This window comes from Pseudomonas sp. GW823-FHT02C05 (genome assembly GCF_058797595.1).
On sequence record NZ_JBXAJU010000003.1, the window covers coordinates 858,727 to 883,559 of the forward strand.

A 24,833-nucleotide genomic window follows, 5' to 3' on the forward strand; every position below is an offset into this window, starting at 1 on the left:
ATAAGCAGTTGAGTGGGGCCGGACGGTTGGATGTAGCGCTTGGTGCTGGCCAGCGGCCATTGGCGGCGCTGGAAAGTCAGCGCCGCCGCTCTGCTTCAGGCCTTGCCGCGAATCAGGCGACGCAGGGCAAAACGGTTCGGATGGCAGGCTTCGGCCACGCTTCTGGGCAGGGGCAGGGGCTCGTTTTCCAGCCAGGCGGCCAGCAGCTCGCCGGACAGCGGCGCGGTGATCAGCCCACGGGAACCGTGGCCACTGTTGATGTACAGGCCGTCGAGCCAGGGGCAGGGCAGGTCCGGCACCTGGCGCGCATCCTTGCCCAGGGCGGCGTAGGTTTCGGCAAAGGCAAGCGGGTCCGCCAGGGGGCCGACGATGGGCAGGTAGTCCGGGCTGGTGCAGCGAAAGGCCGCGCGGCCTTGCAGGCTGTCCAGGGGCAGTTGCTCGGCACCCAGGCGCTGCAGCAGGTCGCTGGAGATTTCCCGCAGCATCTCCAGGTTGCCGGCATGCTCGGCACTGGTGGGGGTCAGGTCCTGGCTCTTGAAGTCGAAACTGGCGCCCAGGGTGTGTTCCCCCAGGCGCGCGGGGGCGACGTAGCCTTCGGCGCAGACCACCGTGGCCAGGCTCTGGCTTTGTGCGGTCTGGGGCAGGCGGGTGATCTGCCCGCGAATGCGCTTGAGGGGCAGGTCGGCGCTGGCCGGGAAGCGCTTGATCTCGGCCGCACCGGCGAGGATCACCACCGCGGCGCTGGCCAGCATCCGGTCGCCGTCCCAGGCTTGCCATTGCTCATCGACCCGGCGCAGTTCCAGGACTTCCCGGTGTGCCAGGACCTGGATCCGCGGGTGGCTGGCCTGCCATTGGCACAGGGCCGGCGGATGCACCCAGCCACCTTCGGGGTAGAACAGGCCTCCGTGCTCAAGGCCGATACCGGCCCGGGCCTGGGCTTGGGGTTGGTCCAGCAAGTGCAGCAGGTCGGCGGGAAAAGCCGCGGCCAGTTGGGCCTGGCGCTCGGCTTCCTTGGCGTTGAAGGCCAGTTGCAACACGCCGCAGCCATCCCAGTCCTGGCCGCGCTGCAGGTGCTCCAGTTGGCGCCGGGTATAGCCGAAGCCGCTGAGGATCATCTGCGACAGAGCGGTGCCGTGGGCCGAGAGCTTGAGGTAGAGCACGCCCTGAGGATTGCCCGAGGCCTCCCGGGCCAGCTCTGCATGACGCTCCAGCAATTGCACCTGCCAGCCGCGGGCGGCCAGGCTGGCGGCGCTGGCACAACCGGCCAGCCCGCCGCCGATCACCAGGGCGGTCTTCTCTCCCAGTGCGGGGCGGGCGAACCAGGGCCTGGCCCTGGCCGGCGCCGGCGCATCCTCCGGCCAGCCGAGGAACTCGCCTCGCAGTACCTCCCATTTGTGGCCGATGCCCGGGGTACGTTTCATCTTGAAGCCGGCACTGTTCAGCAGCCGGCGCACCCAGCCGGTGCTGGTGAAGGTACTGATAGTGGAACCCGGGGCGGCCAGGCGCGCCAGTTCGGCGAAGAGCTCGGCGGTCCACATGTCGGGGTTCTTGGCCGGTGCGAAACCGTCGAGAAACCAGGCATCGACCTGGGCGTCCAGTTGCGGCAGTTGCTCCAGGGCATCGCCGATCAGCAGGGTCAGGATCACCCGCCCGCCCTCCAGCACGATGCGCTGGAAGCCGCCATGCACTGCCACGTACTGCTCAAGCAGCGGTGCACAGAGGCTCGCCAGTTCCGGCCACAGGGCCAGGGCCCGTTGCAGGTCGGCAGGGCTCAAGGGGTACTTTTCCACACTGACGAAATGCAGCCGGGCACCGGTCGGGGCCTGTTGCTGGAACAACTGCCAGGCGCAGAGAAAGTTCAGCCCGGTGCCGAAGCCTGTTTCACCGATAACGAAGCGTTCGCCATCGGCCAGGGCGGCAAAGCGCTGGCCCAGGCGGTTCTGTTCGATGAACACGTGGCGGGTTTCATCCAGGCCCGATTCGCTGGAGAAGTACACATCGTCGAAGACCCGCGAGCGCGGGCGTCCTTGGTCGTCCCAGTCGAGCTGGGCGTGGGGCAGTTCAGGGATCATGTTCGGCTCATGTTGCGCAAGGCGGCCATTCTAGCCCATCGCGCCGGCGGCGCTTGATCCATGGCAAGGCGCTGCAGGTTCGGGGATTTGTTTTCCCTGGCCGAGGTCGATCCGCTAGTCTTGGAAAATTCTTGGAAGGGAGCCACCTATGTTCGAATCCGCTGAAATCGGTCACGCCATCGACAAAGAAACCTACGATGCCGAGGTGCCGGCGTTGCGCGAGGCCTTGCTCGAAGCCCAGTTCGAACTGCGCCAGAAGGCGAACTTTCCGGTGATCGTGCTGATCAACGGGATCGAGGGCGCGGGCAAGGGCGAGACGGTCAAGCTGCTCAACGAATGGATGGACCCGCGGCTGATCGAGGTGCGCACCTTCGACCAGCAGACCGACGAGGAACTGTCGCGGCCACCGGCCTGGCGCTACTGGCGGATGCTTCCGGCCAAGGGGCGCATGGGGGTGTTCTTCGGCAACTGGTACAGCCAGATGCTGCAGAGCCGGGTCCATGGCGAGATCAAGGACCCACGCCTGGACCAGGCGATCAACGGCGCCGAGCGCCTGGAGAAGATGCTCTGCGATGAGGGCGCACTGATCTTCAAGTTCTGGTTCCACCTGTCCAAGAAACAGATGAAGGCCCGCCTCAAGGCGTTGCAGGACGACCCGCTGCACAGCTGGCGCATCAGCCCGCTGGACTGGCAGCAGTCAGAAACCTACGACAAGTTCGTCAAGTACGGCGAGCGCGTGCTGCGCCGCACCAGCCGCGACTATGCGCCCTGGCACGTGATCGAGGGCGTCGATCCGCATTACCGCAGCCTTACCGTGGGGCGGATTCTCCTGGAAGGGCTGCAAAGCGCGCTGAACCGCCAGCCCCTGCGAGCCACCCAGGTCAACGCGGCGCCGCTGCCTCCGGCGGTGGATCAGCTCAGCCTGCTGGACAGCCTGGACATGACCCAGCACCTGGACAAGGACGACTACGAAGAACAACTGATTACCGAACAGGCGCGCCTGGCCGGCCTGCTGCGGGACAAGCGCATGCGCAAGCACGCCCTGGTGGCGGTGTTCGAAGGCAACGACGCGGCGGGCAAGGGCGGGGCCATCCGCCGGGTCGCGGCGGCCCTGGACCCGCGCCAGTACAGCATCGTGCCGATTGCCGCGCCCACGGAAGAGGAGCGCGCCCAGCCCTATCTCTGGCGTTTCTGGCGGCATATCCCGGCCCGGGGCAAGTTCACCATCTTCGATCGTTCCTGGTACGGCCGGGTGCTGGTGGAGCGCATCGAGGGCTTCTGCAGCCCCGCCGACTGGTTGCGGGCCTACAGCGAGATCAACGACTTCGAGGAGCAGTTGGCCGATGCCCGGGTAATCGTCGTCAAGTTCTGGCTGGCCATCGACAAGGACACCCAGCTGGAGCGCTTCCAGGCCCGGGAGGAGATTCCCTTCAAGCGTTTCAAGATCACCGAGGACGACTGGCGCAACCGCGACAAGTGGGACGATTACCGCGCTGCCGTCGGCGACATGGTCGACCGCACCAGCACCGAGGTGTCGCCCTGGACTCTGGTGGAGGCCAATGATAAGCGCTGGGCCCGGGTCAAGGTTCTGCGCACCATCAACCGCGCCCTGGAAGCCGCGTTCGAGCGCTCGGACAAGCACGACAAGAAAGACAAGAAGTAGGTCGATGGTCGCGCATACGCCCAGTGAATGATTGTCGCGGCGGGACAGGAGGGGGATCTATGCTCGATGCTCTTCCTGCCGCCAACAACAATGAGGTGCGTCATGCGTGAAGTGGTGATCGTCGACAGCGTACGGACTGGCCTGGCCAAGTCCTTTCGGGGCAAGTTCAACCAGACCCGTCCGGATGACATGGCCGCCCACTGCGTCAATGCGCTGCTCGCCCGCAACGGCATCGACCCGGCCAGTGTCGAGGACTGCATCGTCGGCGCCGGCTCCAATGAAGGCGCCCAGGGTTTCAACATAGGGCGCAACGTCGCGGTGCTCTCGGCCCTGGGCACCGGTACCGCGGGGATGACCCTCAACCGCTTCTGTTCCTCGGGCCTGCAGGCGATCGCCATCGCCGCCAACCAGATCGCCTCCGGCTGCAGCGACATCATCGTGGCCGGTGGCGTCGAATCCATCAGCCTGACCATGAAGAGCGTCAACACCGAAAACCTGGTCAACCCGCTGCTCAAGGAGCAGGTACCGGGCATCTACTTCCCCATGGGCCAGACCGCCGAAGTGGTGGCCCGGCGCTACGGTGTCAGCCGCGAAGCCCAGGACCGCTACTCCCTGCAAAGCCAGCAGCGTACCGCCCAGGCCCAGGCCGCCGGCCTTTTCAGCGACGAGATCGTGCCGATGACGGTCAAGTACAAGGTCGAGGACAAGAACACCGGCGAGGTGCAGATCCTTGATGGCGTGGTGGACCGCGACGATTGCAACCGCCCCGACACCACCCTGGAAAACCTAGCGGCGTTGAAGCCGGTGTTTGCCGACGACGGTTCGGTGACGGCGGGCAATTCCTCGCAGCTGTCCGACGGTGCTTCGATGACCCTGGTGATGAGCCTGGAGCGGGCCCTGGCCCTGGGGCTCAAGCCCAAGGCGTTCTTCCGCGGCTTTACCGTGGCCGGCTGCGAGCCGGACGAGATGGGTATCGGCCCGGTGTTCTCGGTGCCCAAGTTGCTCAAGGCCAAGGGCCTGAGCGTGGCTGACATCGATCTTTGGGAGCTCAATGAAGCGTTCGCTTCCCAGTGCCTGTATGCCCGCGACCGCCTGGAGATCGACAACGCCCGTTACAACGTCAATGGCGGCTCGATCTCCATCGGCCACCCGTTCGGCATGACCGGTTCGCGTCAGGTCGGGCATCTGGTGCGCGAGCTGCAGCGGCGCAACCTGCGCTATGGCATCGTCACCATGTGCGTGGGTGGCGGCATGGGGGCCACGGGGTTGTTCGAGGCGGTACGCTAGGTTTCGCTTCGTCGGCAAGCCGGCTCCCGTGGGGCCGGTTTGCGACTTGCACAATCCTGTTTGCGCTTTGTCGCCAACTGTCTCTGTGTCGGCTGCCGGCGCGGGCCTAGTATGTGAGCCTTGCTCGTAAGGCCTTGTGGGGTTCGCATGCACGTCTCGTCCGGTCGCTGGGTCTATGGTCTGTTCCTGGCCTTACTGACCGCGCTGTTGTGGGGCATCCTGCCCATCAAGCTCAAGCAGGTACTGCAAGTGATGGACCCGGTCACCGTGACCTGGTTTCGCCTGACGGTGTCCGGTGGCTGCCTGCTGGCCTACCTGGCGGCGGTGGGGCGCCTGCCGCGCTGGCGAGTGCTGGGGCCCAAGGGTATCTGGCTGGTGCCGATCTCGGTCTGTGGCCTGGTAGGCAATTACGTGCTGTACCTCATGGGCCTCAATCTGTTGAGCCCGGGCACCGCGCAACTGGTGGTGCAGATGGGGCCTATCCTGCTATTGATCGCCAGCCTGTTCGTATTCAAGGAGCGGTTCAGCCTCGGCCAGGGCCTGGGGCTTCTGGTGCTGCTGATCGGCTTTGGGCTGTTCTTCAATCAGCGCCTGAGCGAACTGCTGACTTCCCTGAGCGACTACACCGCGGGGGTCCTGACCATTCTTGCCGCTTCCGCGGTCTGGACCTTCTACGCCCTGGGCCAGAAGCAACTGCTGAGCGTGTGGAATTCCCTGCAGGTAATGATGGTGATCTACCTGTTCTGCGCCTTGTTGCTAACCCCTTGGGCTCATCCGCTGGAGGCGCTGGAATTGAACCCGTTGCAGGGTTGGCTGTTGCTGGCGTGCTGCCTCAATACCCTGATTGCCTATGGCGCCTTTGCCGAGGCTCTGGCCCATTGGGAAGCGTCGCGGGTCAGCGCGACCCTGGCCATTACGCCGCTGGTGACCTTTGTCGCGGTGGCTTGGGCAGCCTGGCTCTGGCCCGAGTATGTGCAGGCCGAGCAGATCAATGGCCTGGGCTATGGCGGGGCGCTGCTGGTGGTGCTGGGGTCGGCGCTGACGGCACTGGGTCCGTCGTTGATGGCGGGGTTGCGAGCGCGGCGGCAGCGGATCGCGGCGGGCTGAGCTTCGCTGGCGAGCCAGCTCCTGCAGTCGGGTTGTGGCAGGAGCTGGCTCGCCAGCGAAGGCGACTGCGGTCTTACCCCTGCTTCCCGGCCTCCAGCATGTTTTCCGGGCGGACCCAGGCATCGAACTGTTCATCGGTCAGGTACCCGAGTTCCAGCGCCGCCTCGCGCAGGGTCAGGTTCTCGGCATAGGCCTTCTTGGCGATCTCGGCGGCCTTGTCGTAGCCGATATGGGTATTGAGCGCGGTCACCAGCATCAGCCCGCGCTCCAGGTGCGCGGCCATCTGTTGCGGGTCAGGTTCCAGCCCGGCGATGCAATGGTGCTGGAAGTTGCTGCAGCCATCGGCCAGCAGGCGGATCGATTGCAGCAGGTTGTGGATGATCACCGGCTTGAACACGTTCAGTTGCAAGTGGCCCTGGCTGGCGGCAAAGCCGATGGTCACATCGTTGCCCATGACCTGGCAGGCCAGCATCGACAGGGCTTCGCACTGGGTCGGGTTGACCTTGCCGGGCATGATCGAGCTGCCGGGCTCGTTGGCGGGGAGCTTGACCTCGGCCAGGCCCGCCCGTGGCCCGGAGCCCAGCAGGCGCAGGTCGTTGGCGATTTTCATCAGGCACACGGCGAGGGTCTTCAGGGCGCCGGAAAGGCTGGTCAGCGGTTCATGGCCGGCCAGGGCGGCGAACTTGTTCGACGCCGTGACGAAGGGCAGGCCCGAGAGCGCCGCCAACTCGGCGGCGATGGCCTCGCCGAAACCGTGGGGTGAGTTGAGCCCGGTGCCTACCGCGGTGCCGCCCTGGGCCAGTTCGCAGACGGCCGGCAAAGCGCTGCGGATGGCGCGCTCGGCGTACCCCAGTTGGGCGATGAAGGCCGAGATTTCCTGGCCGAAGGTAATGGGGGTGGCGTCCATCATGTGGGTGCGACCGGTCTTCACCAGCTTCATGTGCCGCGCCGACAGCTCGGCCAGGCCGCCGGAGAGCTCGGTGATCGCTGGCAGCAACTGGAACTGCACCGCCTGGGCCGCCGCAATGTGCATGGCAGTGGGGAAGCAGTCGTTGGAGCTCTGCGAGCGATTGACGTGGTCATTGGGGTGCACCGGCGTCTTGCCGCCCCGAGGGTTGCCCGCCAGCTCGTTGGCCCGTCCAGCCAGCACTTCGTTGACGTTCATGTTGCTTTGGGTACCGCTGCCGGTCTGCCACACCACCAGAGGGAACTGGTCGTCATGCTCGCCCGCGAGCACTTCGTCGGCGGCCTGTTCGATCAGGCGGGCGATATCGGCAGGGATGTCGCCGTTGCGGTCGTTGACCCGCGCCGCGGCTTTCTTGATCAGGGCCAGGGCATGCAGCACCGCCAAGGGCATGCGTTCGTTGCCGATGGCGAAGTTGACCAGCGAACGTTGGGTCTGCGCGCCCCAGTAGGCTTCTTGCGGGACTTCAACCTGGCCCAGGCTGTCGGTTTCGATTCGGTTCATCGTGGCAATCCTCCTAGTCTGACAGGCCAGTTTAGGCCGTGATCCGCGGCTCGGGTTCCATGCCGGGGGTTTTTCCCCGCCATGGCCGAGCAAAACCGGGGGCCGGTCGGCGTGGGGTTGAGGGACGCGGATTAATAGGCGCAGAATGGGCGCCCTTGGGGTTCTACCTCGCCTGCTAGATAAAGGAAACTCGATGACCCGTTTTCGTGCCATCTGTACCGCGGTTGTTCTGGTGTGTGCCAGCGGCCAGGTTCTTGCCGATACCGCCAGCCACAACGCCAGTGCCGAGGCCTTCCTGACCCTGGCCCATGCGGACAAGCTCGGTACCCCGGTGTACATGCAAGTTCAGCAAATGTTCGCCCAGCGCTTCGAGCAGACCAAAGCCCCGGAATCCAAGCGTGCCCTGCTGGAAACCTACCAGGCCAAGGCCAATGCCGCCCTGGACCAGGCCATTGGCTGGAACAAGCTGAAGCCGGACATGGTCAAGCTCTACACCAGCAATTTCAGCGAATCGGAGCTCAAGGAACTGGTGGCTTTCTATCAGTCGCCACTGGGCAAGAAAGTCCTGGAAAAAATGCCCCAGCTGACCCAGCAATCGGCGCAGATGACCCAGGCCAAGCTGGAAAGCGCGGTACCGGTGGTGAACAAGCTGCTGGCCGACATGACCGCCGAGCTCGAGCCCAAGGCTGCCCCGGCGAAGAAGAAGTAAGCGGAGCCCGCAATGACCATGCAACAACGTATCGAAGCGGCGCTCGGGGCATTGCAGCCCGAGCACCTGCAAGTGCTGGATGAAAGCCACATGCACAGCCGTGGCCTGGAAACCCACTTCAAGGCGGTACTGGTCAGCGAGCAGTTCGCCGGCCTCAACAGCGTCAAGCGCCATCAGAAGGTCTACGCCACCCTGGGTGAGCTGATGGGCCAGTTCCATGCGTTGGCGCTGCACACTTATACGCCTGAGGAATGGTCGAAGATCGGTGTGGCTCCGGCTTCGCCGACCTGTGCCGGTGGCAGTCAGCATTAACCGCGGTTTTTTTGTTAGAATCCGCAACGCGCCGCTTATGCCGGCGCGTTTTTTTTTGCATCCGGTTCACCCTTTACGAGGGTAGCCACCTGGAGATTACCCATGGCACAACCTATTGTCGTGGCGGCACTGTACAAGTTCGTCACCCTCGAAGATTACGTCAACCTGCGTGAGCCCCTGTTGCAGGCAATGCTCGACAACGGCATCAAGGGCACCTTGCTGATTGCCGAAGAAGGCATCAACGGCACGGTTTCCGGCAGCCGCGAAGGCATCGACGGGCTGTTGGCCTGGCTGAAGAACGACCCGCGCATGGTGGATATCGATCACAAGGAATCCTACTGCGACGAGCAGCCGTTCTACCGCACCAAGGTCAAGCTCAAGAAAGAGATCGTTACCCTGGGCGTGCCCGGCGTCGATCCCAACAAGAAGGTCGGGACCTACGTCGAGCCACAGGACTGGAACGCCCTGATCAGCGATCCGGAAGTGCTGCTGATCGATACCCGCAACGACTATGAAGTGTCCATTGGCACCTTCGAAGGCGCCATCGACCCCAAGACCACCAGCTTCCGCGAATTCCCGGACTACATCAAAGCCCACTTCGACCCGAGCAAGCACAAGAAGGTGGCGATGTTCTGCACCGGCGGCATCCGTTGCGAGAAGGCCTCGAGCTACATGCTCAGTGAAGGCTTCGACGAGGTGTTCCACCTCAAGGGCGGGATCCTCAAGTACCTCGAAGAGGTACCGCAGCAAGAGAGCAAATGGCAGGGCGACTGCTTCGTGTTCGATAACCGGGTCACCGTGCGCCACGACCTGAGCGAAGGCGACTACGATCAATGTCATGCCTGCCGTACTCCAGTGAGCGTCGAGGATCGTGCATCCGAGCACTATGTGCCTGGTATCAGCTGCCCGCACTGCTGGGACAAGCTGAGCGAGAAGACCCGCCGCAGTGCCATCGACCGGCAGAAGCAGATCGAATTGGCCAAGGCTCGCAACATGCCGCACCCGATTGGTTACAACTACAAGCAATCTTCTTCCGAGGCTTGAGCCATGTCTGCCCGCCTGCTCTATGTGATGGACCCGATGTGTTCATGGTGCTGGGGCTTTGCGCCCGTGGCCCAGGCCCTGGCGGAGCAGGCCCGGGCCGCCGGGGTCGAGGTGCACCTGGTGGTGGGGGGCTTGCGTACCGGTAGCGGTGCGGCCCTGGAACCCAATACCCGGCGCTACATCCTCGAGCACTGGCAGGCGGTGCACCAGGCCACCGGCCAACCGTTCGGCTTCGAGGGCGCCTTGCCCGATGGCTTTGTCTATGACACCGAACCGGCCTGTCGCGCCATCGTCACCGCACGTGGCCTGGCGGCGGACTGCGCCTGGACCCTGCTGGGGCTGATCCAGCAGGCGTTCTATGTCGAAGGCCGGGATGTCACCCTGGCCAGTGTGCTGGTGGAGCTGGCGGAGCGGGCAGGGGTGCCGCGCATCGAATTCGCCGAGGCCTTCGACCGGGCCGAGCAGCATGTGGCTACCGCGGCGGACTTCACCTGGGTCCAGGACCTGGGAATCGCCGGCTTTCCTACCTTACTGGCCGAGCGTAATGGCCAGTTGGCGTTGCTGACCAACGGCTATCAGCCGCTGAGCGAGCTGTCTCCTCTGTTGGGGCGCTGGCTGGAGCGCGCCGCCTGTGCCTGAACCGGTGGATTCAAGCGTCAGCGGTAAGCCGATCGATCGCCTGAGCTGGGCGCATATCCGTCGCCTGGCTCTTGAGCACAAGAAATCTCTGTGGATCGCCAACGGCGTCGCCGTGCTGGCGACCCTGTGCAGTGTGCCGATCCCGCTGCTGCTGCCCCTGCTCGTGGATGAGGTGCTGTTGGGGCACGGCGATGCCGCTCTGCAGGTGATGAACCGCTTCCTGCCCCAGGGATGGCAGAGTGCCGCTGGCTATATCGGCCTGATGCTCATGGTGACGCTGATCCTGCGCTGCTCGGCGCTGGTGTTCAACGTGATTCAGGCGCGGCTGTTTGCCGGGCTGGCCAAGGACATCGTCTACCGCATCCGCGTGCGGCTGATCGAGCGACTCAAGCGCATTTCCCTGGGGGAATACGAAAGCCTGGGGGGCGGTACGGTCACCACTCACCTGGTCACCGACCTGGACACTGTGGACAAGTTCGTCGGTGAGACCCTCAGCCGCTTCCTGGTGGCCATGCTGACCCTGGTGGGCACGGCGGGCATCCTGATGTGGATGCACTGGAAACTGGCCTTGCTGATCCTGCTGTTCAACCCGCTGGTGATCTTCGCCACGGTGCAGTTGGGCAAGCGGGTCAAGCACCTGAAGAAGCTGGAAAACGACAGCACTTCGCGCTTTACCCAGGCCCTGACCGAGACCCTGGAGGCTATCCAGGAAATTCGCGCGAGCAATCGCCAGGGCTACTTTCTCGGGCGCCTGGGGCGGCGTGCCGAGGAAGTGCGGGACTACGCTGTGGCCTCGCAATGGAAAAGCGATGCCTCGGGCCGCGCCAGCGGGCTGCTGTTCCAGTTCGGCATCGATATCTTCCGTGCGGCGGCGATGCTGACCGTGTTGTTCTCCGACCTGTCCATCGGCCAGATGCTGGCGGTATTCAGTTACCTGTGGTTCATGATCGGGCCGGTGGAACAGTTGCTGAACCTGCAATACGCCTACTACGCCGCGGGCGGCGCACTGACCCGGATCAACGAGCTGCTGGCGCGGGCCGACGAACCGCAGTACGGCCCGGGTGCGGACCCGTTCGTGGGGCGCGAGACCGTCGGCATCGAGGTCCGCGGCTTGAGCTTCGGCTACGGTGACGAGCGGGTGCTGGACAATATGGACCTGTCCATCGCTCCCGGTGAAAAGGTAGCCATTGTCGGTGCCAGCGGTGGCGGCAAGAGCACCCTGGTGCAGTTGCTGCTGGGGCTGTACACACCGCAGACCGGGGTGATCCGCTTTGGTGGTTCGACCCAGCAGGAAATCGGCCTGGAGACGGTGCGGGAGAACGTGGCGGTGGTGTTGCAGCATCCCGCGCTGTTCAACGACACCATCCGCGCCAACCTGGCCATGGGGCGCGAGCGCAGTGACGAAGCCTGCTGGCAGGCCCTGGAAATTGCCCAGTTGGACGCTACCGTCAGGGCCTTGCCGCAGGGGCTGGACAGCGTGGTGGGGCGTTCCGGCGTGCGTTTGTCCGGGGGTCAGCGTCAGCGCCTGGCGATTGCGCGGATGGTTCTGGCCGAGCCCAAGGTGGTGATCCTCGATGAGGCCACTTCCGCCCTGGATGCTGCCACCGAGTACAACCTGCATCAGGCCTTGACGCGTTTTCTGCGTGGGCGGACTACGCTGATCATTGCCCATCGCTTGTCAGCGGTAAAACAGGCGGACCGGGTTTTGGTGTTCGATGGCGGGCAGATTGCCGAAGATGGCGACCATCAGCAGCTGATTGCCGATGGCGGCCTTTACGCCAAGCTGTACGGGCATTTGCAGCAGGTTCGATAGCCTTGAGTTTTATCCGTCTTTCTGTGCTTAGTGCTTGAATTTCCTGGTGGAACAACCGTTTCGACTTTAGTGCGGCGGCCCGTTTCTCCAGCCAGCCTGCGTCAACGGCGGTCTGCCCTGCGCCGGTTCTGTGGAAATTGGCCTAACCTGTGCTGTCTGAGGCGCAACTACTGGGTGTTCATTTGGCTGTGCGCAAGCAAGGACCCTCATGAAGCAAAAGCGGACTTTCGCAACGCCGCGCTTGTTGGGCATCGTCTGGCCCTTCATCGCCGTGGTGTTATTTCAAGCGCTGTTGGGCGGCCTCAGCCTGTACGTACTGTCGGCGGTACGGGGCTATGTGGCTGGTGAAAGCCTGTGGTCCAAGGGCCAGAAAGACGCTATCTACTACCTCAATCTGTATGCCGACAGCCGCGACGAAGGCACTTTCCTCAAGTACCAGAACGCAATTGCCGTGCCCCAGGGCGGGCATGAGTTGCGGGTTGCCCTGGATCACCAGCCACCGGATCTGGAGGCCGCACGCCTGGGCATCCTCAAGGGCGGCAATCACCCGGACGATGTCTCCAGCCTGATCTGGCTGTACCTCAACTTCCGTCATTTCAGCTACCTGGAAAAGGCCATCGATCTGTGGACCGTGGGGGACGGATACCTGTTGCAACTGGACACCGTGGCCCGGGAGATGCACCAGAGGATCGGCAGCAACAGCGCCAGCGAAGGCGACGTGCAGCGCTGGAAGAGTCAGATTTTCGCCATCAATGATGGCGTCACTCCCGCTGCCAAGGCCTTCAGCGATGCCTTGGGCGAGGGTTCGCGGGTGATCTTGCGGCTGTTGCTGGTGACCAATCTGGCAACCGCGCTGGTGCTGATTGCCCTGGCCCTGCTGCGCACGCACAAGCTGCTGGCCCAGCGCCATGCTTTTGCCGACGCCCTGCAACTGGAAAAGGAGCGGGCGCAGATCACCCTGCAGTCCATCGGCGACGGGGTGATCACCACCGACGTCGAAGGTGCCATCGCCTACATGAACCCGGCGGCAGAGGACCTGACTCGCTGGAAGGCCGAGCAGGCAGTGGGGTTGCCCCTGGCAGCCTTGTTCAACCTGCTGGATGAAAATGCCCAGGCTGACGGTTTTACCCTCATCGAACACATCCTCAGCGGTCAGCTCAGCGGCGGCAGCGAGCATTCCAAACTGATCCAGCGTCTGGACGGCAGCACAGTCTCGGTGACCCTGGTGGGGGCGCCGATCCGCAATGCCGGCAAGGTCAGCGGCACGGTGCTGGTGCTGCACGACATGACCCAGGAGCGGCAATACATCGCCAACCTCTCCTGGCAGGCGACCCATGACGCCCTGACCGGCCTGGCCAATCGCCGGGAGTTCGAGTTCCGCCTGGAGCAGGCCCTGCACAGCCTGATTCGCCAGCCGGCACGGCATGCGCTGATGTTCCTCGATCTGGATCAGTTCAAGCTGGTCAATGACACCTGTGGCCACGCTGCCGGGGACGAGCTGCTGCGGCATATCTGCGCGCTGCTGCAGTCGGGCCTGCGCGAAGGCGACACCCTGGCACGGCTGGGTGGGGACGAGTTCGGCATCCTCCTGGAGAATTGTTCGCCCGAGGCCGCGGAGAAGATTGCCGAGGGGCTGCGCCAGACCGTGCAGAATCTGCATTTCGTCTGGAAAGGCCGGCCCTTCGTGACCACCGTGAGTATCGGCCTGGTGCACATCGCCCAGACCCCGACTACCCTCGAAGCCTCGCTGAGAGCGGCGGACATGGCCTGCTACATGGCCAAGGAAAAGGGGCGTAACCGTGTGCAGGTCTACCATGCCGACGATTCCGAGCTGTCGCTGCGCTTTGGCGAGATGGCCTGGGTCCAGCGTCTGCACATGGCGCTGGAGGAAAACCGCTTCTGCCTCTATTCGCAGGAGATCACCGCCCTGGGGCATGTCGAGCGTGGCGGCGGGCATGTGGAGATTCTGTTGCGCCTGCATGACGAGGCGGGTCGGATGATTCTGCCGGACAGCTTCATTCCGGCGGCGGAGCGCTACGGCCTGATGACCTCTCTGGACCGTTGGGTGGTACAGAACGTATTCAAGATCATTGCCCAATGCATTGCCGAAGGTCGTGAAGGGCCAATGGCAATGTGCGCCATCAACCTGTCGGGTATCACCATCGGTGATGATGCGTTTCTCGACTTCTTGCGCGAGCAGTTTGTCGTCTATGGCGTACCGCCAAAGTTGATCTGTTTTGAAATTACTGAAACCAGTGCGATTGCCAATTTGGGCAGTGCCATTCGTTTCATAAATGAACTCAAGGGCTTAGGCTGTCATTTTTCCCTGGATGACTTTTGTGCGGGAATGTCGTCGTTCGCTTATCTCAAACATTTGCCTGTAGACTTCCTCAAGATCGATGGAAGTTTCGTAAAGGATATGCTGGACGACCCGATTAACCGCGCCATGGTCGAAGTGATCAACCACATCGGGCATGTCATGGGTAAGCGCACGATTGCCGAGTTTGTTGAAACACCGCAGATCGAGCAGGCATTGCTTGAGATCGGCGTGGATTATGCTCAAGGCTACATTATTGAACGCCCGCAATTGTTCACCTGTGACAGCCTGCAGTGTCGACCCGTGAGACCACAGCCACTGTTGTTCAAGGCGCCCGGTACGTTCCGTTGAAACCTCTTTTGGATCCGTACATCACAATCAAAAGGAGCCCGACAGTGATCGACACATTCAGCCGAACCGGCCCGCTCATGGAAGCTGCCAGTTACCCCGCCTGGACCCAGCAATTGATCCAGGACTGCAGCGAGAGCAAGCGCCGCGTCGTGGAGCATGAGCTGTACCAGCGTATGCGCGATAACAAACTCAGTGCCAAAGTCATGCGTCAGTATCTGATTGGCGGCTGGCCGGTGGTTGAACAGTTCGCCCTGTACATGGCGCAAAACCTGACCAAGACCCGTTTTGCCCGCCATCCCGGCGAAGACATGGCGCGTCGCTGGCTAATGCGCAATATCCGGGTCGAGCTCAATCATGCCGATTACTGGGTGCACTGGAGCCGGGCCCATGGCGTGACCCTGGAAGACCTGCAGGCCCAGCAAGTACCGCCAGAGCTGCATGCCTTGAGCCATTGGTGCTGGCATACCAGTTCTGCCGATTCCCTGATCGTGGCCATTGCCGCCACCAACTACGCCATTGAAGGGGCCACGGGCGAGTGGTCGGCGCTGGTGTGTTCCAACGGCATCTATGCCGCGGCGTTCCCGGAAGAGGATCGCAAACGTGCCATGAAGTGGCTGAAGATGCATGCCCAGTACGACGACGCCCATCCCTGGGAAGCGCTGGAAATCATCGTCACCCTGGCAGGGCTGAACCCGACCAAGGCCCTGCAGGCCGAGCTGCGTCAGGCCATCTGCAAGAGCTATGACTATATGTACCTGTTCCTGGAACGCTGCATGCAGCAGGAAAAGACTGCGGTGACCCGCGAGCGCCTGGCACTGGCCGAAGGCTGAGTCAGGGAATGTCGGGCGCTTCGATTGCCGCGCACGCTGGGCGTATGGGGTGATGAAGTTGCCCGTGCATCAACGGGGCAGGGCGCTACCTTGTGCTCAGCCCGCCATTGCCAGGCGGTTGCGCCCTTCGCGCTTGGCCACGTACAGCGCGCTGTCGGCGCGTCGCAACAGGCTTTCTGCGGATTCTCCCGGTAGCAGAGTCGAACACCCCAGGCTTACGGTAAGTTCGATCGGCTGACCATCGGCCCGGTAGTCCTGGGCCTGGGCGGCATGGCGCAGACGCTCGCCCACCATCGCCGCGGCTTCGCGCCCGGTGTTGGACAGCAGGATCAAGAACTCTTCCCCGCCAAAGCGAAACACCATGTCGACATTGCGCAATTGCCCCTTGATTGCCGCGGCAACGGCCTTGAGAACTTGATCGCCGGCGCTGTGGCCGTGGTTGTCGTTGATGCGCTTGAAGTGATCGATGTCCAGCATCAGCAGCGACAGTGGAAGCAGGTGACGACGGGCCATTTCGATTTCCCGTTGCAGGGTCTGGTCCATGGCGATGCGATTGCCGGTATCAGTCAGCGGATCCCGCAGGGCACTGCGAGTGGCGGCGCGATACAGCAGGGCATTGCGCATCGGGTACAGCAGGGTCGAGAGCAGCGATTCCAGGGAGCCCTGTTCTGATTCGCTGAAGCGCTGGTTGCGGCGAAAGACCAGCTCGCCCATCGGTTCGCCTTCGTGGCTCAGGCTGTAGCTGATGGAGTGATGGCCGCGCTGGCCGAACTCCAGGCGCAGGTCGCTCGGAGTGTGCTGGTACTGCAGGGCATCCAGGGGGACCAGGCGCTGAACCTCACGAAAGAACAGGCCCAGGATGCGTTGCGGTTCAAGGCTGGTCTGCAGCTGCAGGCACAGTTGCTGGCGCAACTGGGCGAGGCTGATGGGCTGCTTGATCAGTGGCGACTGCTGGCCAAAGCCCAGGCGTTGCAATTTGGCGCTATCGAAGTCAATTGCGTTGGTCTGGGTCGGTGTTTTCATCTGAGCTTGAGCCCCCTGAGCACTGTGTACGGTCTAACTGCCTGGGTGAGAGCGGCTCAGAGCTGCGCGTCATACTGTTCCATCAGTCCCGTAGGACAACGCGCATATTTTAGGCCGTCTCGCCTGTGGCTATAAAGCCCTCAGCGCAAGCCGTTTTCCACAGCGTCAATGCACTGTGTATTGAGTGTCGTTAGAGCGAAACTCGTGCCATTCGGTTCATATTGGGAAAACTTGTTTGGATTCAGCAGCTTGGGTTTCGGCGTAAAAAGGCTGTCGTCAAAAATGACATTTGTTTGGCTTGAAACCTACGCGGGGTAGGCATTGCCGAGGCGTCGCGACGGTATTCCGTCGCGACGAACGGGAGGGGGTATTACTGCGCGTCGAAGGCTTGACCGTTGATCCCGGTGCTGTCCGGCCCCATCAGGTACAGATAGACCGGCATGATTTCTTCCGGGGTCGGATTGTTGCTGGGGTTTTCTCCCGGGTAGGCCTGGGCCCGCATGCTGGTGCGAGTGGCGCCTGGGTTGATGCTGTTGGCACGCACCGGGGCCACGGTGTCCAGCTCGTCGGCCAGGGTCTGCATCAAGCCTTCGGTGGCGAACTTCGATACGCCGTAGGCGCCCCAGTAAGCCCGGCCTTTGCGGCCAACGCTGCTGGAGGTGAAGACCACCGAAGCATCCTGGGACAGCTTGAGCAGGGGCAGCAGGGTGCTGGTAAGCATGAACATGGCGTTGACGTTGACCTGCATCACACGCATGAAGTTCTCCCCGGAGAGCTGCTCCAGAGGCGTGCGCGGGCCGATGATCGAGGCGTTGTGCAACAGGCCGTCGAGGTGGCCGAACTCGGTTTCGATCATGGCCGCCAGTTCGTCGTACTGGTGCGGCAGGGCGGTTTCCAGGTTGAACGGGATTACCGCCGGCTGCGGATGGCCGGCCGCCTCGATGGCGTCGTAGACCTTGGTCAGGTTGGCTTCGGTCTTGCCCAGCAGCAGCACGGTGGCGCCATGAGCGGCAAAGGTCTTGGCGGCGGCGGCGCCGATGCCACGACCGGCGCCGGTGACCAGAATGACCCGGTCCTTGAGCAGTTCTGGGCGAGCGGAATAATCAAACATAAAAGGCCTCAACAGAAATTGGATCGTCCCCGGCGCTTAGCCGGGCATGCCGCTGCTCAGCAGCTGCACAGCGCGTTGTCCAGAACCTGGCGCAGTTCCAGCGGGTGACTGACCACCACGTCGGCGCCCCAGTGCCGTGGGTTGTCGTCCGGATGGATATAGCCATAGGTCACCGCAGCGGTCCTGGTGCCCGCATCGCGGCCGGATTCGATATCGCGCAGGTCATCGCCGACAAACAGCACGCTGGACGGGGCCAGGTCGAGCATCTTGCACGCCAGGATCAGCGGTTCGGGGTCGGGCTTGCTGTTCTTCACGTGGTCAGGGCAGATCAGCAGTGCCGAGCGCTCGGCCAGCCCCAGTTGCTGCATGATCGGCTCGGCGAAGCGCAGCGGCTTGTTGGTGACCACGCCCCAGACCAGGTGGGCCTTTTCGATATCTGCCAGCAGCTCGGCCATGCCGTCGAAGAGCTTGCTGTGCACGGCGCAATGCTTGAGGTAGCGCTCGAGAAACTCCAGGCGCAGTTCCTCGAAGCCCGGGGATTCGGGGTCCATGGAGAAGGTCACCGCCACCATGGCGCGGGCGCCGCCGGAGATCTCGTCGCGAACGTGCTGGTCGGCGATGGGCGGCAGGCCGCGATCACGGCGCATGCCCTGGCACACCGCGATGAAGTCCGGAGCGGTATCGAGCAGGGTGCCATCCATGTCGAAGAGAACGGCTCTGATAGCCATGTCTTACTCCTCTCGCAGGGTCTGGATCATGTAGTTGACGTCCACGTCCGGGGCCAGCTTGTAGTGCTTGGTCAGCGGGTTGTAGGTCAGGCCGATGATGTCCTTGACGGTCAGGCCGGCAGAGCGGCTCCAGGCACCGAGCTCGGATGGGCGGATGAACTTCTTGAAGTCGTGGGTGCCGCGCGGCAGCAGCTTCATGATGTATTCAGCGCCGATGATGGCGAACAGGTAGGCCTTGGGGTTGCGGTTGATGGTGGAGAAGAACACCTGGCCACCGGGCTTGACCATGCGGAAGCAGGCGCGAATCACCGACGAAGGGTCCGGCACGTGCTCGAGCATTTCCAGGCAGGTGACCACGTCGAATTGCTCGGGCATTTCCTCGGCCAGGGCCTCGGCAGTGATCTGCCGGTACTCGACGTTGACGCCGGATTCCAGCTGGTGCAATTGCGCCACGGCCAGCGGGGCCTCGCCCATGTCGATGCCGGTCACGGTAGCGCCGCGCTGGGCCATGGCTTCGCTGAGGATGCCGCCGCCGCAACCGACGTCGAGGACTTTCTTGCCCGCCAGGCCGACCCGTTCGTCGATCCAGTTTACCCGCAGGGGGTTGATGTCGTGCAGGGGCTTGAACTCGCTTTCACGGTCCCACCAGCGATGGGCCAGGGCTTCGAATTTGGCGATTTCAGCGTGGTCGACGTTGCTCATGGGTAGTGCTCCAAAGCTAGAAAATTCTCTGTCGGGCCTCGAGCCTGTGCTCAAGGCCCGGGTTATGGGTGGTGGCCGCTGATGCGCCGGGCCCAGTCGCGGGCGGTAGCGCCCAGCTGATGCTCGTCCAGGCGGGTCAGGCGTCGGTCATCCAGCAGTTGCTTGCCGGCGACCCATACATGTTTCACGCAGTCTCGGCCGGTGGCGTAGATCAGTTGCGACACCGGGTCGTAGATCGGCTGCTGGGCCAGGCCGGACAGGTCGAAGGCTGTCAGGTCTGCGGCCTTGCCGATTTCCAGGGAGCCCACTTGGCTTTCCAGGCCCATGGCCCTGGCGCCGTTGAGGGTAGCCATGCGCAGTGCGCGATGGGCATCCAGGGCGGTAGCCGACCCGGCCACGGCCTTGGCCAGCAGCGCGGCGGTACGGGTTTCCCCCAGCAGGTCCAGGTCGTTGTTGCTGGCGGCGCCATCGGTGCCTACCGCCAAGTTGACTCCGGCCTGCCACAGACGTTCTACAGGGCAGAAGCCGCTGGCCAGTTTCAGGTTGGATTCCGGGCAGTGAATGACGCTGGTGTTGGTTTCTACCAGTAAAGCCAGGTCGTCATCGCTGATTTGGGTCATATGAACGGCCTGGAAGCGTGGTCCCAGCAGGCCCAGGCGAGCCAGGCGCGCCAGCGGTCGCTCACCGTGCTGTTCCACGGATTGCTGCACCTCATGGGCGGTCTCATGCACATGCATGTGGATCGCAGCGTCGAGTTCTTCGGCAATGATCCGGATTTTTTCCAGGTTCTCGTCGCCAACGGTGTAGGGTGCATGAGGGCCGAAGGTGATGTTGATCCGCGGATGATGCTTGAGATCGCCGAACAGCTCTACGCCCTGGCGGATGGCTTCGTCGGCATTCTGGGCACCGGGAATCGGGAAGTCGAGAATGGGGATGGCGACCTGTGCTCGCATGCCGCTGTTGTGCACCCGCTCACTGGCAACCTTCGGGAAGAAGTACATGTCCGAGAAACAGGTGATCCCACCCTTGATCTGCTCGGCGATGGCCAGGTCGGTACCGTCGCGGACGAAGGCTTCATCCACCCACTTGGCTTCGGCGGGCCAGATGTGCTTTTCCAGCCAGGTCATCAGCGGCAGGTCATCGGCCAGGCCACGAAACAGGGTCATGGCGGCGTGCCCGTGGGCGTTGATCAGGCCCGGGGTGAGCAGGGTGTCGGGCAGTTCGCGGATTTCCGTGGCGCGATACTTCAAGGCCTCGGCACGTGGGCCGATGAACACGATGTGCCCGTCGCGGATGCCCAGGCCGTGTTCCCTGAGGACGACGCCGGCCGGCTCCACCGGCACCAGCCAGGTCGGGAGCAGCAGCAGGTCGAGCGCAATGTCGCGGTTCGGCATCGAGTATCGGTCCAGGGCTTTATATAAAAGGATGGCGAAGTATACCCGAGCGTCCTGGCAGGGGGATCGCTATAATCGGCGGCTTTTGTTCATGAGTGCGGGGTGAGGGATGCGCGATCGTCTGTTGGCTGCGGAGAAAGTCAGGGCCATTGAATGGCGGGATAGCACTCTGTACCTGCTCGATCAGCGGGCCTTGCCTTTCGAGGAGTCCTGGATTGCCTATGACAGCGCCGCTGGAGTGGCCGAGGCGATTCGCTCGATGGTGGTCTGTGGGGCGCCGGCCATTGGCATCAGTGCTGCCTACGGCCTGGTTCTGGCAGCACGTGGACGATTTGTCGCAGGTGGCGACTGGTTTGCGGCGCTGGAAGAGGATTTCACCTTGCTGGCGGATGCCGCTCCTGCGGCGGTGAATCTGTCCTGGGCGCTCAATCGCATGCGCGAGCGCCTGGAGCGGGTCAGGGAGCATGCTGCCCCGTTGGCAGCGCTGGAAGCTGAAGCCCTGGCCATTCATGAGAGCGATCGCGAAGCCAACCTGACCATGGCTCAGCTGGGTGTGGACCTGATCCGGCGGCATCAGGGCAACCCCCAGGCCCTGTTGACTCACAGCAATACCGGCGCCCTGGCCACCGGTGGTTTCGGCACGGCCCTGGGGGTGATTCGCGCGGCCTGGCTGGAAGGTATGGTGGAGCGGGTCTACGCCGATGAAACCCGGCCCTGGTTGCAGGGTTCGCGCCTGACGGCCTGGGAGCTGGCCAGCGAAGGCATTCCGGTAACGGTAAATGTCGATGCAGCCGCCGCGCACATCATGAAGACCAAGGGCGTGACCTGGGTCGTGGTGGGGGCGGACCGCATCACTGCCAATGGCGATGTAGCGAACCAGATTGGCACTTACCAGCTGGCGGTCAATGCCATGCACCACGGTGTTCGCTTCATGGTGGTGGCGCCCAGTTCGAGCATCGACATGAGCCTTGCCAGCGGTGATGACATTCCCTTGGCAGAGCGGGCGGGCGAGGAGTTGCTGGAGATCGCGGGCAAGCGCTTGGGGGAGGGAGTAGAAGGCTTCAATCCGCTGTTCGATGTCACGCCAGCGGACCTGATCGATGCCATCGTCACCGAGAAGGGCGTTGTCGAGCGGCCGGACACGGCCAAGATGGCGCAATTGATGTGCCGCAAGCGCTTGCACTGACGAGTGTCCGGGCAAGTCGTTGGTGGCGGCTTCCCGGGAAAGCTGTCAGCTCAGTAAAAAGCGCTTAATTATGTGCGAATTTGGCCTCTGAGCCCCTCTCGTCTCTTATCAGGCTGTCACCGGTCAACTAACTATGCTCCATGCGCGTCAGGGGGATAGGTGCGTGGCGGCGATTGTGATAACATCCGGCGGTTTCCAAGGTGGTCCGACGCGGCTGCCTTCACTGCGCAAATCCATGGCATAACTTGTTGATTTGTCGTAAGTCGGTGCATGGCACTAGGCCTGCAGCGGCGAGCTTCGTTCGTCCCATATGGATGTGACGAAGTTTCACCAGAAAAAGGAATCAGGCTTCTCATGGGCGAACTGGCCAAAGAAATCCTCCCGGTCAATATCGAAGACGAGCTGAAACAGTCCTACCTCGACTACGCGATGAGCGTAATCGTCGGGCGGGCACTGCCTGATGCGCGCGATGGCTTGAAGCCCGTGCACCGGCGTGTGCTGTACGCGATGAGCGAGCTCGGTAACGACTGGAACAAGCCGTACAAGAAATCTGCCCGTGTTGTCGGTGACGTGATCGGTAAGTATCACCCGCACGGTGATACCGCGGTGTACGACACCATCGTTCGTATGGCCCAGCCATTCTCCCTGCGCTACCTGCTGGTAGACGGCCAGGGTAACTTCGGTTCGGTCGACGGCGACAACGCGGCGGCCATGCGATACACCGAAGTTCGCATGACCAAGCTGGCGCACGAGCTGCTGGCCGACCTGCACAAGGAAACCGTGGACTGGGTGCCGAACTACGACGGCACCGAGATGATCCCGGCGGTCATGCCGACCAAGATCCCCAACCTGCTGGTCAACGGTTCCAGCGGTATCGCCGTGGGCATGGCGACCAACATTCCGCCGCACAACCTCGGTGAAGTCATCGATGGTTGCCTGGCGCTGATCGACAATCCCGAACTGACTGTCGACGAGCTGATGCAGTACATCCCCGGCCCGGATTTCCCGACCGCGGCGATCATCAACGGTCGCGAAGGCATCATCGAGGCCTATCGCACCGGCCGTGGCCGCATTTATATGCGTGCCCGCTCGATCATCGAAGACATCGACAAGGTTGGCGGCCGCCAACAGATCGTCATCACCGAGCTGCCTTACCAACTGAACAAGGCGCGGTTGATCGAGAAGATCGCCGAGCTGGTGAAAGAGAAGAAACTCGAAGGCATCACTGAACTGCGCGATGAGTCCGACAAGGACGGTATGCGCGTCGTGATCGAGCTGCGTCGTGGCGAAGTGCCTGAGGTGATCCTCAATAACCTCTACGCCCAGACCCAGCTGCAAGCAGTGTTCGGCATCAACATCGTGGCGCTGATCGACGGCCGTCCGCGGATCCTCAATCTCAAGGATCTGCTGGAAGCCTTCGTTCGTCACCGTCGTGAAGTCGTTACCCGGCGTACCGTGTTCGAGCTGCGCAAGGCTCGTGAGCGTGGCCACATCCTTGAAGGCCAGGCCGTTGCCCTGTCCAACATCGATCCGGTGATCGCCCTGATCAAGGCCTCGCCGACGCCGTCGGAAGCCAAGGAAGCGCTGATCAGCACCCCTTGGGAGTCCAGCGCGGTCATGACCATGGTCGAGCGTGCCGGTGCGGATTCCTGCCGCCCGGAAAACCTTGATCCGCAATACGGTCTGCGCGACGGCAAGTACTTCCTGTCCCCGGAACAGGCACAAGCCATTCTGGAGCTGCGCCTGCACCGCCTGACTGGCCTGGAGCACGAAAAGCTGCTGGCCGAGTACCAGGAGATCCTCAACCAGATCGGCGAGCTGATCCGCATCCTCAATAGCGCCACGCGCCTGATGGAAGTGATCCGCGAAGAGCTGGAAGTGATCCGCGCCGAATACGGCGACGTGCGCCGCACCGAGATTCTTGATGCCCGCCTCGACCTGACCCTGGGTGACATGATCCCGGAAGAAGAGCGTGTGGTGACCATTTCCCACGGCGGCTACGCCAAGACCCAGCCGCTGGCTGCCTACCAGGCCCAGCGTCGTGGTGGTAAAGGCAAGTCGGCCACAGGCGTCAAGGATGAGGACTACATCGCTCACCTGCTGGTTGCCAACAGCCACACCACGCTGCTGCTGTTCTCCAGCAAGGGCAAGGTGTACTGGCTGAAGACTTATGAAATTCCTGAAGCATCCCGTGCCGCACGCGGTCGTCCGCTGGTCAACCTGCTACCGCTGGATGAGGGTGAATACATCACCACCATGCTGCCGGTAGAGGAGTACACCGAAGGTCACTACATCTTCATGGCGACCGCCAACGGCACCGTGAAGAAGACCCCGCTGGAGTCCTTCAGCCGCCAGCGCAGCGTGGGCCTGATCGCTCTGGAGCTGGACGAAGGCGACGTGCTGATCAGTGCCGCCATCACCGATGGCGAGCGTGAAGTCATGCTGTTCTCCGACGGAGGCAAGGTCACTCGCTTCAAGGAGTCCGACGTGCGCGCCATGGGCCGTACCGCTCGCGGTGTGCGCGGCATGCGCCTGGCGGAAGGCCAGAAGCTGATTTCCATGCTGATTCCGGAAGAAGGCAGCCAGATCCTCACCGCCTCCGAGCGTGGTTTCGGCAAGCGTACCGCCATTGGCGAGTTCCCCGAGTACAAGCGTGGCGGCCAGGGCGTTATCGCCATGGTCAGCAACGAGCGTAACGGTCGCCTGGTTGGCGCGGTGCAGGTGCTGGATGGTGAGGAGATCATGCTGATTTCCGATCAGGGCACCCTGGTGCGTACTCGTGTCGACGAAGTGTCGAGCCTGGGCCGTAACACTCAAGGCGTGACCCTGATCAAGCTGGCCAGCGATGAAACCCTGGTGGGCCTGGAGCGGGTGCAGGAGCCATCGGAAATCGAGGGCGAAGAGTTCGAAGGTGAAGAGGGTGCTGAATTCGAGGGAGCCGTGCTGGATGCGGTTGCCGATACCGATGAGGCAGCCGAAGGCCAACAGGCAGACGCCGCAGGCGAAGAAGAGTCGCAAGACTAAATAAATCGTAGCAGGGCAGAGTGTTTGCTCTGTCCGCTACCGTGAATGCATAG

At 62.8% G+C, this 24,833-nt stretch carries 19 protein-coding genes; 12 read left to right on the forward strand and 7 right to left on the reverse strand.

Annotated elements, in window-relative coordinates:
- Window positions 1-95: 95 nt before the first annotated feature.
- Complete coding sequence (gene mnmC, locus AC1RGE_RS20405) at window positions 96-2,072, reverse strand: bifunctional tRNA (5-methylaminomethyl-2-thiouridine)(34)-methyltransferase MnmC2/FAD-dependent 5-carboxymethylaminomethyl-2-thiouridine(34) oxidoreductase MnmC1 (RefSeq protein WP_103289509.1); 1,977 nt, start codon at window positions 2,070-2,072, stop codon at window positions 96-98.
- Between the two features lie 148 nt (window positions 2,073-2,220).
- Here mnmC and pap point away from each other — a divergent pair, with 148 nt between their 5' ends.
- From pap to AC1RGE_RS20420, 3 genes are all read left to right on the forward strand, one after another.
- A complete protein-coding gene (pap, locus tag AC1RGE_RS20410) occupies window positions 2,221-3,735 on the forward strand; it encodes a polyphosphate:AMP phosphotransferase (RefSeq protein WP_011062601.1) in 1,515 nt (504 codons plus the stop codon).
- Window positions 3,736-3,837: 102 nt separating this feature from the next.
- Window positions 3,838-5,022, forward strand: a complete 1,185-nt coding sequence (locus AC1RGE_RS20415; protein ID WP_011062600.1) for a thiolase family protein — start codon at window positions 3,838-3,840, stop codon at window positions 5,020-5,022.
- Window positions 5,023-5,169: 147 nt separating this feature from the next.
- Window positions 5,170-6,129, forward strand: a complete 960-nt coding sequence (locus tag AC1RGE_RS20420; RefSeq protein WP_019093385.1) for a DMT family transporter — start codon at window positions 5,170-5,172, stop codon at window positions 6,127-6,129.
- 73 nt (window positions 6,130-6,202) lie between these two features.
- On the opposite strand, the gene AC1RGE_RS20425 is transcribed toward AC1RGE_RS20420, so the two are convergent.
- Window positions 6,203-7,597: a class II fumarate hydratase gene (locus AC1RGE_RS20425; RefSeq protein ID WP_011062598.1), complete on the reverse strand. Its 1,395-nt coding sequence runs from the start codon at window positions 7,595-7,597 to the stop codon at window positions 6,203-6,205.
- A 193-nt stretch (window positions 7,598-7,790) separates the two neighbouring features.
- Between AC1RGE_RS20425 and AC1RGE_RS20430 the strand changes: the two genes are divergently transcribed.
- The 7 genes from AC1RGE_RS20430 (at window position 7,791) to AC1RGE_RS20460 (ending at window position 15,612) form a co-directional block, all read left to right on the forward strand.
- Window positions 7,791-8,306, forward strand: coding sequence for a DUF2059 domain-containing protein (locus tag AC1RGE_RS20430; RefSeq protein ID WP_015636579.1), 516 nt, complete (start codon window positions 7,791-7,793; stop codon window positions 8,304-8,306).
- Between the two features lie 12 nt (window positions 8,307-8,318).
- Window positions 8,319-8,618, forward strand: coding sequence for a BolA family protein (locus AC1RGE_RS20435; protein ID WP_011062596.1), 300 nt, complete (start codon window positions 8,319-8,321; stop codon window positions 8,616-8,618).
- A 102-nt stretch (window positions 8,619-8,720) separates the two neighbouring features.
- The gene (gene trhO / locus AC1RGE_RS20440) at window positions 8,721-9,662 is read left to right on the forward strand and encodes an oxygen-dependent tRNA uridine(34) hydroxylase TrhO (RefSeq protein ID WP_011062595.1); all 942 of its coding nucleotides are present in this window, start codon (window positions 8,721-8,723) and stop codon (window positions 9,660-9,662) included.
- Window positions 9,663-9,698: 36 nt separating this feature from the next.
- Window positions 9,699-10,301, forward strand: a complete 603-nt coding sequence (locus AC1RGE_RS20445) for a DsbA family protein (protein ID WP_169892285.1) — start codon at window positions 9,699-9,701, stop codon at window positions 10,299-10,301.
- 31 nt (window positions 10,302-10,332) lie between these two features.
- Entirely contained in the window at window positions 10,333-12,114 is a 1,782-nt protein-coding gene (locus AC1RGE_RS20450; protein WP_169892275.1) for an ABC transporter ATP-binding protein, read from the forward strand.
- Window positions 12,115-12,322: 208 nt separating this feature from the next.
- Window positions 12,323-14,782 carry an EAL domain-containing protein gene (locus AC1RGE_RS20455; protein ID WP_011062592.1) on the forward strand — a complete coding sequence of 820 codons (2,460 nt, stop codon included), beginning with the start codon at window positions 12,323-12,325 and terminating at the stop codon, window positions 14,780-14,782.
- Window positions 14,783-14,859: 77 nt separating this feature from the next.
- Entirely contained in the window at window positions 14,860-15,612 is a 753-nt protein-coding gene (locus tag AC1RGE_RS20460) for an iron-containing redox enzyme family protein (protein WP_186355228.1), read from the forward strand.
- A 96-nt stretch (window positions 15,613-15,708) separates the two neighbouring features.
- On the opposite strand, the gene AC1RGE_RS20465 is transcribed toward AC1RGE_RS20460, so the two are convergent.
- The 5 genes from AC1RGE_RS20465 to AC1RGE_RS20485 form a co-directional block, all read right to left on the reverse strand.
- Window positions 15,709-16,635, reverse strand: a complete 927-nt coding sequence (locus tag AC1RGE_RS20465) for a GGDEF domain-containing protein (protein ID WP_492584903.1) — start codon at window positions 16,633-16,635, stop codon at window positions 15,709-15,711.
- Window positions 16,636-17,005: 370 nt separating this feature from the next.
- The gene (locus AC1RGE_RS20470; protein WP_492584905.1) at window positions 17,006-17,746 is read right to left on the reverse strand and encodes a YciK family oxidoreductase; all 741 of its coding nucleotides are present in this window, start codon (window positions 17,744-17,746) and stop codon (window positions 17,006-17,008) included.
- Between the two features lie 56 nt (window positions 17,747-17,802).
- Entirely contained in the window at window positions 17,803-18,474 is a 672-nt protein-coding gene (mupP, locus tag AC1RGE_RS20475) for an N-acetylmuramic acid 6-phosphate phosphatase MupP (protein ID WP_072442814.1), read from the reverse strand.
- A gap of 3 nt (window positions 18,475-18,477) precedes the next feature.
- Window positions 18,478-19,176, reverse strand: coding sequence for a bifunctional 2-polyprenyl-6-hydroxyphenol methylase/3-demethylubiquinol 3-O-methyltransferase UbiG (ubiG, locus tag AC1RGE_RS20480; RefSeq protein WP_011062588.1), 699 nt, complete (start codon window positions 19,174-19,176; stop codon window positions 18,478-18,480).
- Window positions 19,177-19,238: 62 nt separating this feature from the next.
- Window positions 19,239-20,570, reverse strand: a complete 1,332-nt coding sequence (locus AC1RGE_RS20485) for a TRZ/ATZ family hydrolase (RefSeq protein WP_492584907.1) — start codon at window positions 20,568-20,570, stop codon at window positions 19,239-19,241.
- Window positions 20,571-20,679: 109 nt separating this feature from the next.
- On the opposite strand from AC1RGE_RS20485, the gene mtnA reads away from it, so the two are divergent.
- Window positions 20,680-21,756 carry an S-methyl-5-thioribose-1-phosphate isomerase gene (gene mtnA / locus AC1RGE_RS20490; RefSeq protein WP_346624640.1) on the forward strand — a complete coding sequence of 359 codons (1,077 nt, stop codon included), beginning with the start codon at window positions 20,680-20,682 and terminating at the stop codon, window positions 21,754-21,756.
- A gap of 354 nt (window positions 21,757-22,110) precedes the next feature.
- Complete coding sequence (gene gyrA / locus AC1RGE_RS20495) at window positions 22,111-24,780, forward strand: DNA gyrase subunit A (protein WP_011062585.1); 2,670 nt, start codon at window positions 22,111-22,113, stop codon at window positions 24,778-24,780.
- Window positions 24,781-24,833 lie beyond the last annotated feature (53 nt).

Bases quoted from the DNA above. Each gene is read 5' to 3' on its own strand.
- ubiG (WP_011062588.1), bottom strand. From the start codon at position 19,176: ATGAGCAACGTCGACCACGCTGAAATCGCCAAATTCGAAGCCCTGGCC.
- AC1RGE_RS20465 (WP_492584903.1), bottom strand. From the start codon at position 16,635: ATGAAAACACCGACCCAGACCAACGCAATTGACTTCGATAGCGCCAAA.
- mupP (WP_072442814.1), bottom strand. From the start codon at position 18,474: ATGGCTATCAGAGCCGTTCTCTTCGACATGGATGGCACCCTGCTCGAT.
- AC1RGE_RS20485 (WP_492584907.1), bottom strand. From the start codon at position 20,570: ATGCCGAACCGCGACATTGCGCTCGACCTGCTGCTGCTCCCGACCTGG.
- AC1RGE_RS20470 (WP_492584905.1), bottom strand. From the start codon at position 17,746: ATGTTTGATTATTCCGCTCGCCCAGAACTGCTCAAGGACCGGGTCATT.
- AC1RGE_RS20415 (WP_011062600.1), top strand. From the start codon at position 3,838: ATGCGTGAAGTGGTGATCGTCGACAGCGTACGGACTGGCCTGGCCAAG.
- AC1RGE_RS20425 (WP_011062598.1), bottom strand. From the start codon at position 7,597: ATGAACCGAATCGAAACCGACAGCCTGGGCCAGGTTGAAGTCCCGCAA.
- trhO (WP_011062595.1), top strand. From the start codon at position 8,721: ATGGCACAACCTATTGTCGTGGCGGCACTGTACAAGTTCGTCACCCTC.
- AC1RGE_RS20435 (WP_011062596.1), top strand. From the start codon at position 8,319: ATGACCATGCAACAACGTATCGAAGCGGCGCTCGGGGCATTGCAGCCC.
- pap (WP_011062601.1), top strand. From the start codon at position 2,221: ATGTTCGAATCCGCTGAAATCGGTCACGCCATCGACAAAGAAACCTAC.
- gyrA (WP_011062585.1), top strand. From the start codon at position 22,111: ATGGGCGAACTGGCCAAAGAAATCCTCCCGGTCAATATCGAAGACGAG.
- mnmC (WP_103289509.1), bottom strand. From the start codon at position 2,072: ATGATCCCTGAACTGCCCCACGCCCAGCTCGACTGGGACGACCAAGGA.
- AC1RGE_RS20420 (WP_019093385.1), top strand. From the start codon at position 5,170: ATGCACGTCTCGTCCGGTCGCTGGGTCTATGGTCTGTTCCTGGCCTTA.
- AC1RGE_RS20460 (WP_186355228.1), top strand. From the start codon at position 14,860: ATGGAAGCTGCCAGTTACCCCGCCTGGACCCAGCAATTGATCCAGGAC.
- AC1RGE_RS20445 (WP_169892285.1), top strand. From the start codon at position 9,699: ATGTGTTCATGGTGCTGGGGCTTTGCGCCCGTGGCCCAGGCCCTGGCG.
- AC1RGE_RS20455 (WP_011062592.1), top strand. From the start codon at position 12,323: ATGAAGCAAAAGCGGACTTTCGCAACGCCGCGCTTGTTGGGCATCGTC.
- AC1RGE_RS20430 (WP_015636579.1), top strand. From the start codon at position 7,791: ATGACCCGTTTTCGTGCCATCTGTACCGCGGTTGTTCTGGTGTGTGCC.
- mtnA (WP_346624640.1), top strand. From the start codon at position 20,680: ATGCGCGATCGTCTGTTGGCTGCGGAGAAAGTCAGGGCCATTGAATGG.